We start from the raw sequence: 17272 nt of genomic DNA on the forward strand, positions 1-17272 counted from the left end.
GAGGGCGCCGGGCGCCCATTGTTCAGGTGGTGTGCGAGCGGAACGCGCCGAGGACGACGCGGACCCTGTTGCGCAGTCCTTTGTGCGGCCAGCCGAAATGCAGGCTTTCGTACGAGGACCGCAGTACGGCGTCGGCCAGATAGTCCGCCGAACCCGGCCTCAGGGCCAGGCGCCCCAGAAAGCGCTGGCGGCGGGCGCGGCCGGGGCCGTGCTTCTCCTCCACCAGCCGCAGCGTCCTGTCCAGCAGGTCGGCGGCTTCCGCTTCCCGGCCGCCCCGCCATGTCTCCAGCACCGCCAGATTGAGCCATGCGATGAACCCGCAGTCACCGTCGCCGATGTCGAGGGCCAGCCGCAGGCTCCTCTCGAAGAGCCGGCCGGCTTCGTCCCGGGCGGACTCGTCGTCCCTGCCGTTGCGCAGGGTGAGAACCGCCAGGTCCCGTACGGCATGGACCTCCTCCTGCTTGTCCGCCGCTCCCCCCAGCAGAGCCACCGCTTGCTTGTAGAGCGCGGCCGCCTCCTCTGCCCGCCCCCTGGTGCGCATGGCGACATCGCCCAGCAGGTGCAGGACCGACGCCTGCCCCTCGGTGTCGCCATGAACGCGATAGATTTCGAGGGCCCGCCCGAAATGCAACTCCGCGTCCTCCAGCCGTTCCGTCCGCAGCGCCAGGTGCCCCATGCAACGCAATGTCGTCGCCTGGCTGTCGGAGTCGTCGCAGGACTCGCTGAGGTCGAGTCCTTGGCCGTACAGGGTGTCGGCCTCGGCATGTCTGTGCGCCCGTGTGGCGTGGTGCCCCAGGGCATGCAGGATGGACGCTCGCAGCTGTGGCTCGCCATGGATGTCGGCCAGTTCCCGCGCCTGGCGGAGAAGGTGCTCCTCCAGGCCGTAGTCCTTCCTGGCCCGGGCGAATTCGGCGAGCAGGAGGCCATTGTGCGCTTCATTCCTGGCCTGGCCGCATCTCTGGTTGAGCTCGACGGCCCGGTGCAGGGCCGCTTCGCCCTCGCTCTCGCGCTTCGTCTCCAGCATGAGGCCGGCGAGGTTGTGCAGGACCATGGCCTCACCGCCAATGGACGTGATCTCGCGGTACAGCTCCAGCGCCTTGCGGTAATACGCTTCCGCTTCTTCGATGCGGTTTGCTTTACGGAGCAGGCTGCCGAGCCTGTTGCGGGTGTTCGCCTCTCCGTCGCGTTGGCCCGCGTCCTCGAAAGCCCCTGCGGCGTCGATGAAGAGGGCTTCGGCCTCTCCTTGCCGTCCCGGCACCTCGGCGAGCACGATGGCCAGCGCGTACGCCGCCTTGGCCGCCCCACTCCGGTCCGCGAGTTCCCGGGAGCCGGCCAGCGCCTCCCGGTAGAGACCTTCCGTCCGGTCCAACGCCCCACCGTGGGCGTTGTTCAGCTCCGCCAGGTGCCTCAGCGTGCTTGTCTCGCACCTGCGGTCGCCGAACTCCCGGAAGATTTCCCGAGCCTCCTGGAACATTTCGGTGGCGTTCTCAGGGTCCACCGATCTTTTGATTCTCGACTGGTCGCGCAGGAGGTGGCCGACTGTCTGGTGTCTGCCGAGTGACCGGTTGATCTCCAGAGACTGTGCGTAAAGATCCACCGCTTCCAGGGGGCGCTCGTCGGCCTCCGCGGTCTTGCCCAACGAGCGGAGTGCGTGGGCTTCGCCCCTCCTGTCGCCCGCGGTACGGAAGCCGTCGCGTGCCTGTCGCAGCAGTGCGCCGGCATCGGCGCAGCGCCCCTGGTCCAGGGCGATACGCCCGCCGGCCAGAGCCGCGGACGCCGCGATCTCCGGAAAGTGCCGGAAGGTATGGGGCGCCTGCTCCGGGGCGGTGAGGATTTCGGTCAGCCGGAGAGCCGCTTCCGCGTCGCGATTGCGCTCCGTTTCCCGCCGCAGCCGCCGCCAACCCTCCACACACGCCTCGTCGCCGATGGCGAAGCGGTGGTATGCCTCGTCCAGAAAGCTGTCGTGCTCGGCGAAGTGGCGTGCCGCCCGCTCATGCAGCCTGCGGCGGTAGGACGGCTCCTCACGGCCGAGGTAGGTGAGGATCGCCAGCCGTACGAGATCGTGCATGCGTCGCTCGGCCCGTCCGCCGGGGTCCCGGACGAGACGTATGAAGGAATAGCCGCACAGCGTTTCGTACCACCCGAGTGACAGCTCCGTGCCGTCGAGGAGTGTCTCCACCGCCTCCTTGGAGACACTGCGCAATGCGGCCGCCGCCATCACCACACGCTGCTGTTCCCGGGGCAGGCGCCGCATGAACTGGTTGGGAAGCCATTCGTCTGCCGGGCATCCGGCGGCGACCTCGGCCAGCCACTCCGGCGTGACGCGCTCGTGGGGGCCCCGGTCGTCCGCGGCCAGTTCGGCCACGAGGGCGGTCCAGACCGGTACGCCCTGGCACACCGCGTGCACGGGGCGGCTGAGCGCCTGGGCGTCGAGACCGCATGACCGCAGGTATTCGGCCGTGTGTTCCACCGCCCATTCGGTGAGCTCGACCCGCTCCGCGACCAGCGCGTCGGGCAGTTCGACCGGCTCCCGTCCGGCCAGCACCACCTTCAGCCCGGGGGCCTCCGCGAGCAGCCGGGGCAGCAACTGGCCCGTGAACCAGTGCGCGACGCTGCCCTGGTGGCCCTCGTGCTCCGCTCCCGCCACGGCGGCATGGGCGAGCAGCTGCAACCGCTCGCTCGTATCCAGCAACAAGACGCAGTGGCGACGCCGAAGCCGCCGGGCCAACCGACAGATCGCGTCGGTGAGCGCGTCCCGGCCCACCGAACCCCCGATGGGCCTGGCATCGACATGGATGGACGTCCGGGAGAGGGAGCTGCCCTCGGTCGCGCTCATGTGCGCGTTGACGGACGTCGAGGCCGGCGCGACCGTACGCAGCCGTGACCGGAAGCGGTCATGCCGACGACGCGCCAGAAAGGCCGGTCCGGACCATCCGGCGATGACCCGGGCCATGCTGTCCACCAGGACCGCCGCCAGATCACGGCCCGGGTCGGCACCGCCCGGGTCGACGGCGAGCAGCGGGTCCAGGTCGATGAGCCCGCAGCGCTCCGGGGCGGCCGGGCTCTGCTGGAGATGGCGCAACAGCGATGACTTGCCCTGCCCGGATACGCCCCAATACACCAGGATCCGCGCCGAGGGGGCCCGCACCGCGAGCAACCGGTCGAATGCCGCGAGCGGCTCCTCGCGATCGGTGAATCGCCCCACATGGTCCTGCATGTCGCGCCCCCACCAGGTCGTTCAACCAACGGCACTCGACGAGGAGTTGGCGCCGCAGCGGGCCAGTGGAGCACCATGGCGATGGTAGGCCCGGAAGTGCCGGGTCCCCCACCTCACGGGGAGAATCATGACCAGAATCAGCCCTGGTGCGGGCGCGGCGCTGTCGGTGCTGCTCAGCACCGCCTGCGGTTACGTGACCAATCTCGTCACCGATCAGTGGAGTTGGTCCCTGGGCGCGGGATTGGTGGTGCTGGTCGCCGCGGCGACCGCCCTGGCGTGGTGGGACCGCTCCCGGGCCGGTGACCCACCGGTCCAGCGAACGACGGTGCGGCAGACGGCCACGGGCGGCTCCGACATCAGCGGCGGCGGCATCACGGCCCGAGGCGGCACCCAGGTCACCGAGACCGCGCGGGACAGCGGCACCATCAAGGACTCCACGATCGAGGCGGCCGGCGCGTCGGAGGTGGAACGCGAGGCATCGGACAGTCGGATCGAGAACAACCGCATCGCCACCGACTGACCGAGGGCGCCCGGTCTTCACCCCGCCGGTAAGCGGGCGGTCGGGGCCTCGCGGGTGTACAGGGAGTCGAAGAGGGTGCGCCGGCGTGACGGGGCGGGTCGGGGGCGGGGGCGGGTGGGGGTGGCGAGGGCGCGGAGGACGGTCCGGGCGCGGGGGTCGGTGCGGAGGTCGGTCAGGGTGGCCAGGGCCCGGTCCGCGTGGGCGGTGGCTTCCGCGGTGCGGCCCTGGGCCCGCAGGTTGGCGGACATGTGGGCGAGGGTCCGGCCCTCCCTCAGCCGTTGGTGTCCTTCGCGGAAGAGGGTGAGGGCCTCGCTGTACGCGCTCATGGCCTCGTCCGGCCTGTCCGCGCGCTCCAGGGCCGGCGCGAGCGCGCAGAGGCTGTCGGCGAGCCGCAGGGGGGCGCCGAGTTCGCGGCAGAGGGCGACGGCCTGCCGGGCGGCGTCGACCGCTTCGCCCGGCGCGTTCAGGCTGAGGCGGGCCCGGGAGAGGGTGGCGAGGACGGCGGCCTCGCCGTAGCGGTCGCCGTCCGCCCGGAAGAGTTCCATGGCCGTCCGGAGGAGGCGCTCGGCCTCCTCGTACTCCTGGCAGTGGATGGCGATCTCCGCGCGCAGCGTGAGGGCGCGCCCCCGGACGAAGTCGTCACCGTGCTCACCGGTGACGACGGCGGCCAGCGCCGCCGCCTCGGCCTCCTCCCAGCGCTCGGCGGCCAGGTGCGCCCTGCCGAGGAGATACCGCGCGCGGCCGCTGAGGGGTGCGCCGGTGGCGGCGAGGAGAGCGACCATCCTCTCGTGCGCGGCCGCGCCGGGGCCCGGTTCGAGGACTTCCTCCGTGGCCCACAGGATGGCCAGCGGTCCCCCGCGGGCGCCGCGCGCGATGGCCTGTTCGACCGTGGCGAGCAGGTTTCCCGCCTCGGCGCGCAGCCATCGACGGGCGGTCTCGCGGCCGGCGAAGGTCAGTCCGGCGTCTCCGGCCGGGCGGAAGGGCGCCAGGGCCCGGTCGCCCGGATGCTCGGCGTCGTGGGCGGCGACGGCCGAGGCCGCGTAGAAGCGGTGCAGCCGGGTGACGGCGGCTTCCCGCGCCGCCGGTGTCTCGTCGTGAGCGGCGCGCTCGCGGGCGTAGAGGCGCAGCAGGTCGTGGCAGAAGTGGTAGCGGCCGGGGGCCCAGGACTCCAGGAGGCCGGTGTCGACCAGGGATTCCAGCGCCTCCTCCACGCCGCCCGGCCCGGCCGGGTCCTCCGCGTCCGGCGCGAGGAGCGCGGTGGCGGCCGGCAGCGAGATGTCCGGGCCGTCCGGCAGTGCCAGCAGCCGGAAGGCGCGGGCCTCGCCCGGCGTCAGGTCGCGGTACGCCCGGTCGAAGGTGCCGCGCACCGCCAGGTCGCCGACCTGGAGGTGTTCCAGGCGCGCTGTCTCGTCGGCCAGTTCTCCGGCCAGTGCGGCGATGCTCCACGACCGTCGGGTCGCGAGCCGGGAGGCGGCGATACGGATCGCCAGCGGCAGGTTGCCGCACGCCTCCACCACGCGCGTGGCCGCGTCGAGTTCGGCCGCCGCCCGCTCCCGGCCGACGATCCGGCCGAAGAGCCGGAGGGCCTCCTCCGGACTCATCCCGGCGAGATCGATCAGATGCGACTCCACGAGCTCCGGCATCCGGACCCGGCTGGTGACGAGCGCGGCGCAACCGGGCGTGCCGGGCAGCAGCGGCCGTACCTGGCCGGCTTCGTGGGCGTCGTCCAGGACGACGAGCACGCGCTCGCCGTCGAGCATGGAGCGGAAGAGGGCGGAGCGGGCGGAGAGCCCTTCGGGGACGCGGGCGGGCGGGACCCCCAGGGCGAGCAGGAATTCCTCCAGCGCCCCGGCGGGGTCCAGGGGCGCGTCCCTGGAGCCCTGGAGGTCGACGTACAGCTGACCGTCGGGGAATTGGTGGCGGACGGCGTGGGCGGTGTGCACGGCGAGCGCGGTCTTGCCCACCCCGCCGATGCCGCAGATCGCCGTGACGCTCATCCACGTGCCCTCGGCGGTGGTCAGCCGTTCGCCGATCTCGCGCACCAGGCTCTCCCGGCCGACGAAGTCCACATCCGCCGGAAGTTGCGCGGGCCGTACGAGCTCGGGCCCGGGCGGCGCCGGTTCCTCGGTCGGGGCCGGGGCCGTCGGCTCCATGTCGGCGCGCAGGATGCGCTGTTGCAGCTCGGCCAGCTCGGGGCGCGGGTCGACGCCCAGTTCGTCGGCCAGCAGGCGGCGCGTGTCGGCGTAGACGGCGAGCGCCTCCGCCTGTCGTCCGCCGCGGTAGAGGGCGAGCATCAGCAGCTCGCGGAGCCGTTCGCGCAGGGGGTGGGCGGCGGTGAGCGCCGTGAGTTCGGAGACGGCCTCGGCGTGCCGGCCGAGCCCCATGCGCAGTTCGATCCGGGTCTCGGTCAGCTGGAGGCGCCACTCCTCCAGCCGGCCGCGCTGCGACACGGCGAAGGGGCCGGGCAGGCCGGCGAACGGCTCGCCGTCCCACAGGGCCAGCGCCCGGTCGAGCATGTCCAGGGCCTCCTCCTCGTCCCCGTCGGCGCGGGCGCGCTGGGCCTCGGCGGCGTACCGCTGCGCGACGTCGAGGTCGAACCAGCCGTCGCCGATGCGCAGGGCGTAGCCGCCCGACTCGCTGGCCAGGATGTCCGCGTCGGGGCCGAACGCCTTGCGCAGGCGGGAGGCGTACGTGCGCAGGGCCGCGAGCGCGGCGTGCGGGGGTTCGTCGCCCCAGAGCTCCTCGACCAGCTCGGGTGCGGTGGCGGTGCGGCCGGCCTTCAGCAGCAAGGAGGCGAGCAGGCCGCGCTGCTGGGGGGAGCCGGTGTGCAGGGGCTCGTCACCGCGCCAGGCCCGTACGGGCCCGAGGACGGTGAAGCGGAGGCGGTCCGCCGGCGGGCGGGGCAGCGGGTCGGCCGGGGTGCGGACGGCCGGCTGCGGTGCCGTGATGACCGGCGGCGCCGGGCGGAGGTCCTCCGCGCCGTCGTGGTACAGCCGCAGGAACGCCTCGCGCAGCCGGGGGTCCAGGCGCTCGGACACGCTCAGGGCCTCGGCCGTGCGGCCCGTGCGGTACAGAGCCCTCGCCAGCTGGACGGCGAACTGCTCGTGCGCGGGGTGCTCCCGGACGAGGTGGCGCAGTTCGGGGATGACCTGGGCGTGCCGGCCGAGGTGGAGCTCCGCCTCGATCCGCAGCCGGACGGCCTCGCGCTGTTGTCCCTCGACGGTCCGCGCCGTCGCCCTCATCCGGGCGCTGTGGTGCGGCACTCCGCCGAAGGCCGGCCCCCGGAACAGCCGGAGAGCCCGTGCCGCCAGGTCCTGCGCCCGGTCGTACGCGGAGGCGGTGAACTCGCCGCGGGCCGTGCCGAGGAGCATGAGGAACAGCGCGTAGTCCGTCTCCTCCACGTGCAGGGCGTAGCCGGCCGGGTGGCGGGCCAGGACATCCTTGCCCGTTCCCGGTCCGCCCGCCTGGTCGATGCGTTTGCGCAGCAGGTGGACGTAGTTCTGGAGCTGCGCGGAGGCGTTGGCGGGCGCGTCGTCGCCCCACATGTCCTCGACGAGCGCCTCGGGTGGCACGACGCGGCCCGCCTGGAGCAGCAGGGAGGCGAGCAGGCTTCGCTGCCGGGTGGCCGAGGGGGTGACGTCGACGCCGCCGACCAGGAGTTCCAGTGGGCCGAGGACCCGCGCCTCAATTCTCATGCGCGCCTCCGCCGCCGGAGGCGATCTCCTCGCGGTGCCTCAGCAGCGCGGCGGGGCGGAGGCCGTAGTCGCGCTGCCAGCGGTCGAGTTCGCCGATCACCAGGTCGAGGGCGCGGGTGCGGGCTCCGGAGCGGCAGAGCGCGGTCGCCAGCAGGGTCACGACGGTCTCGTCGCCGGGATGTTCGGCGTGCAGGTCCAGGAGGTCGGCGGTGACGCGGGCCGTGGCACCGGCCGTCAGCAGGGCGGTGGCCCTCCGTTTGCGTGCGTCGAGGCGCAGGTCCGCCAGGCCGCGCCGGGCGGTGGTGAAGAAGTCCGTGGCCGGAAGGTCCATGAGCGGTTCGCCGCGCCACAGGGCGAGCGCGGCGTCGAAGGAGTCGACCGCGCCCTCCGTGTCACCGTGCGCCTCGGCGGACTCCCCCTGCCGGAGGAGAGAATGGAAGCGCGTGATGTCGACGGTGTCCTCGTCGGCCCGCAGGACGTAGCTGACGCGGTCGGAGGGCTGTCCCGGATGGGTGATCAGGTGCGGTGCGGTGCCGGATCCGGCGAACAGGCGCCGGAGGTGGTGCACATGGACCTGGATCGCGGCGGTGGCGGACGCGGGCGGCGCGCCCTTCCAGATCCGCTCGCGCAGGACGGCCACGGTCACGGCCTGGCCCCGGGCGAGCAGCAGGGCCGCGAGGACCGCCCGCCTTTGCGGTGGGCCCAGCGGGACGGGTCGCCCCGCGCGGTCGGCGGTCACCGGGCCCAGCAGGCCGAATCGAAGAGCCGACATCTTCGCCCCCCTTGCCCCAACGCCGCCTTCAGCGGCCCCTGTTCACCGTAGCAGGCCGTTCAGCCGCCGTTAAGTGAGAGCAGAGCATGAACAGAGCGAGAGGCGATCAGGCGTTTCTCAGCTGTTTATCGAAACGTGGCACCATCACTCGAAAGAGCCTTCCGTGACGTGCCAGTCCGCGATGGCTTCGGACAGGGATCTCCCGGGGGTGGTAGCCCGGGCGGTCCCTGTCGTGCCTCCTGTGCGCCGTGCTCTGCGCCCCTTCTACGTCGCGTCAACTCTGGCCTATCGACGCGCATTTGGGCTACCGTCGATTCTCTCGTCGCACTGTCGCGAGTGGATCCGGGCTCTCCTACCAAGGGCCGATGGCGGACCGCGTGCACCCCGCGTCGAGATGTCGGACTGGCACTGTCGTGAGGAGAGCGCTGAGATGCATCCGAATCCATCCGTATGGCTGCCGGCCGGGGTCGTGGTGACCCTGGCCTTCTTCCTGCTCGTCGGCTATCTGGCCAGGGTCCTGAGGGCGACCCGGCGTCTGCCCGTGGTGATCGCGGCCATCGGCGGGCTGATCGCGGCTCTCCCGGGCGTGCTGTACGCCCTGTACTACGTGGTGGACGCGAGCACGGCGTAGGGCTCGCACGGAGGGCGCCGGCCATCCCGCCGGACGGATGGCCGGCGCCCGGCGGGGAAAGCCCCCTTTCTTGACTGATCGTTCTTGATAGGTCTACCGTTCGAGACGTGGCCAGGACCAAGGAATTCGACCCGGACGCCGCCCTGCAGTCGGCCCTCGAGCTGTTCTGGGAGCGCGGCTACGAAGCGACGTCGATGGCGGATCTCGTGGAGCGCCTGGGCGTCGCCCGGGCGAGCCTGTACGCGACGTTCGGGAGCAAGCACGACCTCTACCTCAAGGCCCTGGAGCGCTACGGCGAGCAGAGCAACCCGGGCCTCGTCGACGAGTTGTCGCAGCCGGGCCCGGCACTGCCCGCGGTACGGGCCCTGGTCCGCCGCTTCGCGGACGAGGCGGCCCGCGACGACCTGCGGCGCGGCTGCTTCGTCACCAACACGGCCGTCGAGCTGGCGCCGCACGACCCGGCCGCCGCCCGGCGCGTGGAGGAGAGCTGGCACGGCCTGGAGACGGCTCTCACCTCGGCACTGATGCGCGCCCGGGCCCAGGGCGAACTGCCCGCCGAGCGCGATCCGGTCGGCCTCGCGCGCATGCTGATGGTGCTCATGCAGGGCATGCGGGTGGTGGGCAAGGCCGCACCCGGCCGGGCTCGACTGCGGGACGCGGCGGCGCAGGCACTGACCCTGTTGGACTGAGCCGGCGACCACCCGCCCGGACGAGGGTCCCCGCATGCCCGAATTCAAGAACGATCATTCCAGATAACTCGCCGACTCGGTGGACATCACCGGGGACGACATCACCGAGGAGTCACCCCATGACCGCACGCTTCACCGGCAGGACCGCCCTCGTCACCGGCGGCGGCACCGGGATCGGCCGGGCCATCGCCCTCGCCTTCGCCCGGGAGGGCGCCCGCGTCGCGGTCGCCGGCCGCAGGGCCGAGCCCCTCAAGGAGACCGTCGCCCTCATCGAGGCGGAGGGCGGGGAGGCCGTCGCGATCACCGCGGACGTGTCACGGTCGGAGGACGTACGCACCCTCGTGGAGCAGACGGTCGAGCGCTTCGGCGGGCTCGACGTGGCCGTCAACAACGTCGGGGTGTTCGTACCGCCCGCCAAGGTCGCCGACATCCCCGAGGACGACTGGGACCGGAGCATGGACACCAACCTCAAGGGGGTCTGGCTGTCCATGAAGTACGAGATCGGCCACATGCGGGGACACGGCGGCGGCGCGATCGTGAACGTCGCCTCCAACCTCGGCACCCACCTGCGCCTGCCGGGCCTCGCCGCGTACGCGGCCGGCAAGGCGGCGGTCACCGCCCTGACCCGCGGCGCCGCGCTGGACCACATCGGCGACGGCGTCCGGATCAACGCCGTGAGCCCCGGCCCCGTCGACACCTCGATGTCCACCCGCCCCGGCGAGTCCGCGCTCGACAAGGCCGAGCGGATGAGTCGCGAGGTGCCCGTCGGCCGCGCGGGCACCACGGCCGAGATCGCCGCCGCGGTGCTCCATCTCGCCTCGGACGAGGCCGGCTACACCGTGGGCGCCGACCTCGTCCTCGACTGCGGGGTCACGGCCTGACGGCCTCGGCGACCTCCGCGGTCTCCGTGGTCCCTACGGCCTTCGCGTCCTGTGCCGGCACGGCGGTTCCGGCGGCTCCCGCCGCCTCCGCCGGCCGGCGGGCCGCCAGCCACACGTAGACGAGGATGCCGACGAAGAGGAAGAGCACGCCCTGGTAGACCGCCGCGTAGCCCGCGCCGGCGACCAGCCAGAAGGAGAACGCGAACGCGCCGAGCGCGAGCAGGAGGTCGCGCGTGAAGCGTGCCGTACGGACCTTCTCGCGCTGCCCCGTCAGCAGGAAGTACATCTGTGCGGCCGCGGCCAGCAGATAGGGGACGGTCGCGGAGAACGTCGTGATCAGGACCAGGATCTCGAAGACACCGGCCACACCCGAGGTGTAGTTGACGATCGTCAGCAGCGAGGCGAGGACCGTGGCGGCGAGCACGCCCGCGGTCGGCACTCCGCGCCGCTTCTTGGCGAACACCGCGGGGAACAGCCCGTCCTTCGCAGCCGCGTAGGGCGCCTGGGCGCTCATCAGCGTCCAGCCGTTGAGCGCGCCCACGATGGAGACCACGGCGCAGACGGCGATCAGCGTGCCGCCCCACTTGCCGCCGAACATCACGTCGACGGCGTCGGAGAACGGCGCCGTCGACGTGACCAGCTTGTCGTGCGCGACCGTGCCGAAGACGGCGACGGTGCCCAGGAGGTAGACGACCGCCGCGCCGATCGTGCCGAGGACGCTGGCGCGGCCGACGTTGCGCTCGGGGTCACGGACCTCGCCCGCGCTCATCGCGGCGGACTCGACGCCGACGTAGCTGTAGAGCAGGATCGCGGCCGACGCGGTGAGGCCGCCGGTCCAGTTGCCGTCACCGGTGGTGAAGGAGCCGAGGTTGTCGGCGTCGAAGAAGAAGAGCCCCACGACCGCCACGAAGAGCAGCGGCACGAACTTCATCACGGTGGAGATCATCTGCACGGCGCCCACCCAGCGCGTGCCGGCGAGGTTCGCCAGCGCCGGGAGCCAGATCATGGCCAGCGCCATGCCCAGGTCGGCGACCATGGAGCCGCCGCCGGTCAGCACGTGCAGGTAGCCGACACCGGCGACGGCGAGGGCGGCGTTGCTGACCCAGGTCATGGTCCAGAACGACCACGCCGACAGGAAGCCCGCGAAGTCGCCGAAGGCCGCGCGCGCGTAGACGTACGGGCCGCCGGTGTGCGGATGGCGCTCGGCTAGCCGGCCGAAGACGAGAGCCAGCGCGATGGCGCCGACGGTCAGGACGCCGAACGCCAGCAGGCTGACCGTGCCGTACGGCGCGACCGAGGCGGGCAGCAGGAAGATGCCACCGCCGATGATGTTGCCCATCACCAGTGCGGTGGCTGTCGGAAGGCCGAAGCGGCGGGCGTTCGTGCCGTCGGTGTCGTGCATGAGGTGGTGCGCCTCTCGTCCTGCGGGCAGGTCGCGGGGTCGTGCGACAGCGCATGGTGCAACGGAATGCGTCGCTCCGCAAAATCACTCGCTTTTGTCCCGCAGGGTGGGACCGCCGACCGCAAAAGGTGCTGGCATTTCGCCCACCGGCAGTGATTCGTCCGGAGCCCGCACAACCGGAAGCCGGCTTACCGGTATGTGCGATTCCCCGGCGACCTCCCCGGCCTCCTCGCCGGCCTCGCCACCGGCCTCCTCCCCTACCTGTACGCGCTCCCCGGCGCCCTCCCTCCCGGCCTCCCGCAGCCACCGCCGCAGCACCCGGTGCACCTGCTCCGCGCCCACCAGCTCCCCGCCCTCCCCCACCGGCGCGCTCAGCTCCCCGGGCCACAGCAGGAACGCCCACCCCTGTTCCCCGCCCAGCCCGCCGTGCGAGCCGATCTGCTCCTCGAAGGCGTGCACCGCGCCCGTCTCCGGGTCGTACGCGGAATTGACCATGATGTCGGCGGTGTGCGGGAACCCCGCCGTCCGCCGTACGGCCTCCACCGCGCCCGGGCCGAGGCCGCGCAGCGGGCTGTCCTCGGCGCCCTCGCCGGTGTCCAGGCGGTGCTCGCGGCCGCCCGCTCCCAGCACCACCGGCCCGTGCTCCTCGGAACGCACGAGCAGGAACCCGATCCCCGGGTGGTCGGCGAGGGTGCGCAGCAGCGCCGGGTGACGGCTCTCGATCCGCTCGCGGCTCACGCGGCCGGGCAGGTCCGGGAAGGAGACCAGACCGAGATTGCCGGAGGCGAGGACGACCGGCGGGCGCTCCGGCCCGGCGGCGCGGCAGCCGCGCCGGACCAGTTCCTCCAGCGTCAGCCCGTGGCAGGCGGCGAAGGTCTCCCCCGGGCTCTGGCCGTGGTCGGAGAGGAGCACGACGCGGTAGGGGCGGGGCGCGTGCTCGGTGACCCTGGCGATCAGCGCGATGGCACGGTCGAGGCCGCGCAGCACCTGGTGGGTGTCGCGGCCGCGCGGCCCGGAGTGATGGGCGACCTCGTCGTAGCCGACGAGGTCGGCGTAGACGGCGGTGCGCCCGGCGAGGATGTCGCCGAGGACGGCGGCGACGACCACGTCGCGTTCGACGACGGTGGCGAAGGCCCGTACGAAGGGGTAGAGGCCGCCGCGTCCCAGGCGCGGGCTCTCGCGGCGGACCCGGGCCCGGGTCGCCTGGCCGATCTCGCGGAGGACCTCGGCGACGTAGGAGACGGCGGTGCGGGTGGCGTTGGCGGGGTCGGAGAAGTAGGCGAAATAGCCCGAGCGGGAGCGGTTGTGCCGGCCGCGGCGGGCGGCGACGGACAGGACGAGGGCGAGCTGGTCGGCGCCGCCGCTGAAGAGGTTGCCGCGGCTGGCGCCGTCGCCGGCCAGCAGTCCCTCGTCGCCGGTGCGGGCGGTGGCGCGGCGCTGGAGCTCGGCGGCCCCGGCCGGCCGGCCGCTGACGAGCACCTCGCCGGTCTCCTTCTCGTACCAGCGGAAGGCGGGCACGTCCTCGTTGGAGCCGTGCAGGATCGCGAGCTGGCTGGCGCCGGTCTGGCTGGACCAGTCGGTGCGCCACGGGGTGAGGCGGTGGCTGCCGGCCGCCCACGCGGCGACGGTGGGCATCAGCGGCGGGTCGTGGCGCAGGGCGTCGCGCAGCACGTCGTGGCCGACGCCGTCGAGCTGGAGGAAGACGGTGCCGGGCGTCTCCCGCCGGACGTCGGGCTCGCCGCGCCGGCGCCGCTCGCGGCCGGCGAGCCGGGCCAGCCGGCGCCGGTACGCGCCGTCGTCGCGCATCGCGAGGAACGTCCCGGCGGCGGACGACGCGGCCGACATGGCCGCGGCCACCACGACCGCCGTCTCGGGTTCGGCGGCGCCGCTGCCCACCGGGATGAGGCTCAGGGCGATCAGCAGCAGCGACCCGTTGAGGAAGAACACCAGCAGCCCGAGGACGAACGCGGGCACGAGCAGCAGGGCCCGTACGAGCGCGGGCCAGACCACGGCACCGAGCAGCCCGAAGACCCCCGCGCCGAGCGCCGCGGTGATCGCGACGCGGGTGGCGCTCTCCCCGTCGGCGGACTGCAGCCGGAAGTCGGGCAGCAGGGCGGCGAGCACGAGCATCGTGACGGTGCCGGCCGCCCAGGGCACGACGACCTCCCGCCACCGGTCCCTGGCCAGCCTGCCGGCACGGCGAACCGCGCTGATCACACGACCCATGCCTGAAGAGTAGGACAGAGTGCCCCGGTGGCCGGGCGGCGTCCACGGTTCGGTGGAACGTCACAACACCGGCCCCTGGGCATGGCATCCGTCCCGTGGCCGCTGGGCAGGATGCCGGCATGACCTCCCTGCGCACCCCTCGACTGACGCTGCGCCGCTGGCGCGAGGACGACCTCGGGCCGATGGCCGACATCAACGCCGACCCGGAGGTGATGCGCTGGATCGCGGACGGCGCGGTGCTCGGCCGCGAGGAGACGGCGGCGGCGATCGCGGGGTGGGAGCGGGAGTGGGAGGAACGCGGCGTGGGGCTGTTCGCGGTGGAGGTGCGGGAGACCGGGCGGCTGGCCGGGTTCGCCGGGCTGTCCGTACCCGACCATCTGCCGGAGATCCTCCCGGCGGTGGAGATCGGCTGGCGGCTCGGACGGCCGTACTGGGGGAACGGCCTGGCCACCGAGGCCGCGCGGGCGGTGCTGCACTTCGCGCTGCGCGACCGCGGTCTGGGCCGGGTGGTGAGCGTGCACCGGGTGGGCGACGACGGCTCGGAGAAGATCATGCGGAAGCTGGGGATGGTGCGGGAGCGGGAGACGACGGACCCTGTCCACCGGCTGCCGGTGTGCGTCCACGTCCTGGAGGCGCGCCCGTAGGGTGGGGGTGACGGACGAGTCCAGGAGGTGCCCGGTGCCGGTGGAGATCACCTGGTGGGGCCATGCCACCGCGACGGTGGAGGACTCCGGTGTGCGGGTGCTGACGGATCCGCTGTTCGTGCGGCGGCTGGCGCATCTGCGGCGCCGCCGGGGCCCGGTGCCGCCGCCGGCGGCCGCCCGCGCCGATGTCGTGCTGGTCTCACATCTGCACGCCGACCACCTGCACCTTCCCTCCCTGGCCCGGCTCGCGCCGGGGACCCGTCTGGTGGTGCCGCGGGGCGCGCCCGCCGCGGTGCCGGGGCTGCGCAGGCTGGCCGCCGCGCGGGGGCTGCGGATCAGTGAGGCGGCGCCCGGGGACGTGGTGGAGGCCGGGCCGGTGCGGATCCGGGCGGTGCGCGCCGAGCACGACGGGCGGCGGTTGCCGTACGGGCCGCGCCGGGTGCCGGCGCTCGGCTATGTGGTGGACGGCGAGGCGACGACGTACTTCGCCGGGGACACGGGCTGGTTCGAGGAGATGGCCGAGGAGGTCGGGCCGGTGGACGTGGCACTGCTACCGGTGGGCGGCTGGGGCCCGTTCCTGGGCCACGGTCACCTGGACGCGGCCCGCGCGGCCCGTGCCCTGGCCCGGCTGGGCGCGCCCGCCGCGGTGCCGGTGCACTACGGCACGTACTGGCCGATCGGCATGGACGGGGTGCGGCCGCACGAATTCCACGCGCCGGGCGAGGAGTTCGCCCGGCTCGCGGCGCGGCTCGCCCCGGGGGCGGCGGTGCACCGGCTCGGCCACGGCGAGTCGGTACGGCCGGTGGCGTCGGCGTGATCGGACCACTGGCCGAGGCGGTGACCGGCGCGGTCCCCCCGGAGTCGACCCAACAGGCCGCCGGCTACCCGTCCTTGTTCCTGCTCGTGGCGCTGGGCGCGCTGGTGCCCGTGGTCCCGACGGGCGCCGTGGTGAGCTCGGCGGCGGTGGTGGCCTACCACCAGAGCTCGCCGTTCTCCCTGCTGTGGGTGTTCCTGGTGGCGGCGTTCGCGGCCTTCCTGGGCGACTTGGCCCTGTACGGCCTCGGCCGGCGCGGCGTCACCTCCCGCAACGGCTCCCGCTGGCTCCGCCGCCTCCGCGAACGCGCCGCCCCCGAACGCCTGGCCCGCGCCCGCGCCCGCCTGGACGAGCACGGCGTGACGGTACTGGTCCTCTCCCGCCTCCTCCCGGCGGGCCGCGTCCCGGTCATGCTGGCCTGCCTCCTCTCCCACCTGCCCCCGTCCCGCTTCGCCCGCGGCGACCTCCCCGCCTGCCTGGCGTGGGCGGCCACGTACCAGGTCATCGGCGTACTCGGCGGCTCGCTCTTCGCCCGGCCGTGGCAGGGCGTGGTGGCGGCGGTGGCCTTGACGGTGGCGGTGGGCGCGGCACCTTCGGTGTGGCGGCGGATCACCCACCGGCCGGACACGGGACCGCCGGTCGGGTGAGGCCGTCGGCGGCGCCTCCGTACGACCTCGCCACCATGCGCGGAGGCCGCCGCATCACCCCGCCGGCAGCACCCGGGAGCCGCCGATCGGGAGGTCCCAGAGGTCTTCGCGGGGACGGCCGGTGGTGTGCCAGGCGGTGCGGACGCGGTGGAGGGGTTCCAGTGGGGGTTCCGCGGAGAGGACGAAGGTGGACCAGTGCATGGGGGCCATGGCTCTGGCGCCCAGGTCCTCGCAGGCGCGGACGGCTTCCTCCGGGTCCGTGTGGACGGGGCTGAGCATCCAGCGGGGGTCGTACGCGCCGATGGGGAGGAGGGCCAGGTCGATGCCGGTGTAGCGGCTGCCGATGCGGTCGAACCAGTGGCCGTAGCCGGTGTCGCCCGCGAAGTAGACGCGCTGTCCGCCGGGGGCGGTCATGACCCAGCCGCCCCACAGGGAACGGCAGGTGTCGGTCAGGGTCCGCTTGCTCCAGTGATGGGCGGGGACGAAGTCGAAGCGGACCGGGCCCGCCGGGCCGGGGAGTTCGACCGCTTCCCACCAGTCGAGCTCGGTGACGTGGGTGAAGCGGCGGCGGCGCGCCCAGCGGGCGAGGCCGGCGGGCAGCAGGAGCGGGGTGTCGGGGGGCAGGCGCTTGAGGGTGGGGACGTCGAGGTGGTCGTAGTGGTTGTGGCTGATGACGACCGCGTCGATGGCCGGGAGGTCCTCCCAGCGGACCCCGACGGGCGTCAGCCGGGCCGGTGTGCCGAGGATCCGGCGGGACCAGACGGGGTCGGTGAGGACGGTGAGGCCGCCGATGCTCAGCACCCAGCTGGCGTGGCCGGCCCAGGTGACCGCGGTCGTGGTGGGGTCGACGACGGGCAGGGGGCCGAGTTCGACCGGCAGGTCGGGGACGTCGCGCAGCGCCTCGGGGCTCGGGCGCAGCCGGCCCTCGCGCGCGAGCCGGGCCAGGGCGCGGACGCCGGGCAGGGGGGCGGTGAGGCGGTCGGCGAAGGTCCTCGGCCAGACGCGTCGCTCGCCGAGGGGGCGGGGCTCGGCGAGGGAGCGCTCGGTCTGTTCGGTCATCGAGGGGGCTCCATTCGGTGGGGAACCGGGGTGGTGCGCCGCGCGGCCCGGGGTCGGCACGGGTCGGTACGTCGG

The 17272-nt window shown here is 73.6% G+C and carries 13 protein-coding genes; 7 read left to right on the forward strand and 6 right to left on the reverse strand.

Annotation, left to right across the window (positions count from 1 at the left end; all coding sequences use genetic code 11):
* Positions 1-22 precede the first annotated feature (22 nt).
* Positions 23-3217, reverse strand: coding sequence for a tetratricopeptide repeat protein (locus tag ACZ303_RS12030; RefSeq protein ID WP_467337783.1), 3195 nt, complete (start codon positions 3215-3217; stop codon positions 23-25).
* 127 nt (positions 3218-3344) lie between these two features.
* Between ACZ303_RS12030 and ACZ303_RS12035 the strand changes: the two genes are divergently transcribed.
* Positions 3345-3737, forward strand: a complete 393-nt coding sequence (locus ACZ303_RS12035) for a hypothetical protein (RefSeq protein WP_467337785.1) — start codon at positions 3345-3347, stop codon at positions 3735-3737.
* A 17-nt stretch (positions 3738-3754) separates the two neighbouring features.
* On the opposite strand, the gene ACZ303_RS12040 is transcribed toward ACZ303_RS12035, so the two are convergent.
* Entirely contained in the window at positions 3755-7432 is a 3678-nt protein-coding gene (locus ACZ303_RS12040) for an AfsR/SARP family transcriptional regulator (RefSeq protein WP_467337787.1), read from the reverse strand.
* Entirely contained in the window at positions 7422-8204 is a 783-nt protein-coding gene (locus ACZ303_RS12045; RefSeq protein ID WP_467337789.1) for an AfsR/SARP family transcriptional regulator, read from the reverse strand. The genes ACZ303_RS12040 and ACZ303_RS12045 overlap by 11 nt, the downstream gene beginning before the upstream one ends.
* 430 nt (positions 8205-8634) lie before the next feature.
* Between ACZ303_RS12045 and ACZ303_RS12050 the strand changes: the two genes are divergently transcribed.
* The 3 genes from ACZ303_RS12050 to ACZ303_RS12060 all read left to right on the forward strand — a co-directional run bounded on the left by ACZ303_RS12050 (position 8635) and on the right by ACZ303_RS12060 (position 10405).
* Entirely contained in the window at positions 8635-8835 is a 201-nt protein-coding gene (locus tag ACZ303_RS12050) for a hypothetical protein (protein WP_467337791.1), read from the forward strand.
* 107 nt (positions 8836-8942) lie between these two features.
* On the forward strand, positions 8943-9524 hold the full coding sequence (locus ACZ303_RS12055) for a TetR/AcrR family transcriptional regulator (RefSeq protein ID WP_467337793.1): 582 nt from the start codon (positions 8943-8945) through the stop codon (positions 9522-9524).
* Positions 9525-9643: 119 nt separating this feature from the next.
* Entirely contained in the window at positions 9644-10405 is a 762-nt protein-coding gene (locus ACZ303_RS12060; RefSeq protein WP_467337795.1) for an SDR family NAD(P)-dependent oxidoreductase, read from the forward strand.
* On the opposite strand, the gene ACZ303_RS12065 is transcribed toward ACZ303_RS12060, so the two are convergent.
* A complete protein-coding gene (locus ACZ303_RS12065) occupies positions 10395-11807 on the reverse strand; it encodes an amino acid permease (protein WP_467337797.1) in 1413 nt (470 codons plus the stop codon). The genes ACZ303_RS12060 and ACZ303_RS12065 overlap by 11 nt on opposite strands.
* A gap of 84 nt (positions 11808-11891) precedes the next feature.
* Entirely contained in the window at positions 11892-14033 is a 2142-nt protein-coding gene (locus ACZ303_RS12070) for a phage holin family protein (RefSeq protein WP_467337799.1), read from the reverse strand.
* Positions 14034-14152: 119 nt separating this feature from the next.
* On the opposite strand from ACZ303_RS12070, the gene ACZ303_RS12075 reads away from it, so the two are divergent.
* From ACZ303_RS12075 to ACZ303_RS12085, 3 genes are read left to right on the forward strand one after another with little or no spacing between them, the layout of a single operon-like run.
* Positions 14153-14677 carry a GNAT family N-acetyltransferase gene (locus tag ACZ303_RS12075; protein ID WP_467337802.1) on the forward strand — a complete coding sequence of 175 codons (525 nt, stop codon included), beginning with the start codon at positions 14153-14155 and terminating at the stop codon, positions 14675-14677.
* Between the two features lie 34 nt (positions 14678-14711).
* Positions 14712-15494 carry an MBL fold metallo-hydrolase gene (locus tag ACZ303_RS12080; RefSeq protein ID WP_467337804.1) on the forward strand — a complete coding sequence of 261 codons (783 nt, stop codon included), beginning with the start codon at positions 14712-14714 and terminating at the stop codon, positions 15492-15494.
* Positions 15491-16138 (forward strand): DedA family protein, encoded by a 648-nt coding sequence (locus tag ACZ303_RS12085; RefSeq protein WP_467337806.1) that lies wholly within the window; start codon positions 15491-15493, stop codon positions 16136-16138. The genes ACZ303_RS12080 and ACZ303_RS12085 overlap by 4 nt, the downstream gene beginning before the upstream one ends.
* 54 nt (positions 16139-16192) lie before the next feature.
* On the opposite strand, the gene ACZ303_RS12090 is transcribed toward ACZ303_RS12085, so the two are convergent.
* Positions 16193-17197 carry an MBL fold metallo-hydrolase gene (locus ACZ303_RS12090; RefSeq protein ID WP_467337808.1) on the reverse strand — a complete coding sequence of 335 codons (1005 nt, stop codon included), beginning with the start codon at positions 17195-17197 and terminating at the stop codon, positions 16193-16195.
* Positions 17198-17272: the final 75 nt, after the last annotated feature.

It is taken from the genome of Streptomyces sp. NPDC023527, from assembly GCF_055560115.1.

Coding starts and splice junctions, on each gene's coding strand:
- ACZ303_RS12030 (WP_467337783.1), bottom strand. CDS start 3,217: ATGCAGGACCATGTGGGGCGATTCACCGATCGCGAGGAGCCGCTCGCG.
- ACZ303_RS12035 (WP_467337785.1), top strand. CDS start 3,345: ATGACCAGAATCAGCCCTGGTGCGGGCGCGGCGCTGTCGGTGCTGCTC.
- ACZ303_RS12040 (WP_467337787.1), bottom strand. CDS start 7,432: ATGAGAATTGAGGCGCGGGTCCTCGGCCCACTGGAACTCCTGGTCGGC.
- ACZ303_RS12045 (WP_467337789.1), bottom strand. CDS start 8,204: ATGTCGGCTCTTCGATTCGGCCTGCTGGGCCCGGTGACCGCCGACCGC.
- ACZ303_RS12050 (WP_467337791.1), top strand. CDS start 8,635: ATGCATCCGAATCCATCCGTATGGCTGCCGGCCGGGGTCGTGGTGACC.
- ACZ303_RS12060 (WP_467337795.1), top strand. CDS start 9,644: ATGACCGCACGCTTCACCGGCAGGACCGCCCTCGTCACCGGCGGCGGC.
- ACZ303_RS12065 (WP_467337797.1), bottom strand. CDS start 11,807: ATGCACGACACCGACGGCACGAACGCCCGCCGCTTCGGCCTTCCGACA.
- ACZ303_RS12070 (WP_467337799.1), bottom strand. CDS start 14,033: ATGGGTCGTGTGATCAGCGCGGTTCGCCGTGCCGGCAGGCTGGCCAGG.
- ACZ303_RS12075 (WP_467337802.1), top strand. CDS start 14,153: ATGACCTCCCTGCGCACCCCTCGACTGACGCTGCGCCGCTGGCGCGAG.
- ACZ303_RS12090 (WP_467337808.1), bottom strand. CDS start 17,197: ATGACCGAACAGACCGAGCGCTCCCTCGCCGAGCCCCGCCCCCTCGGC.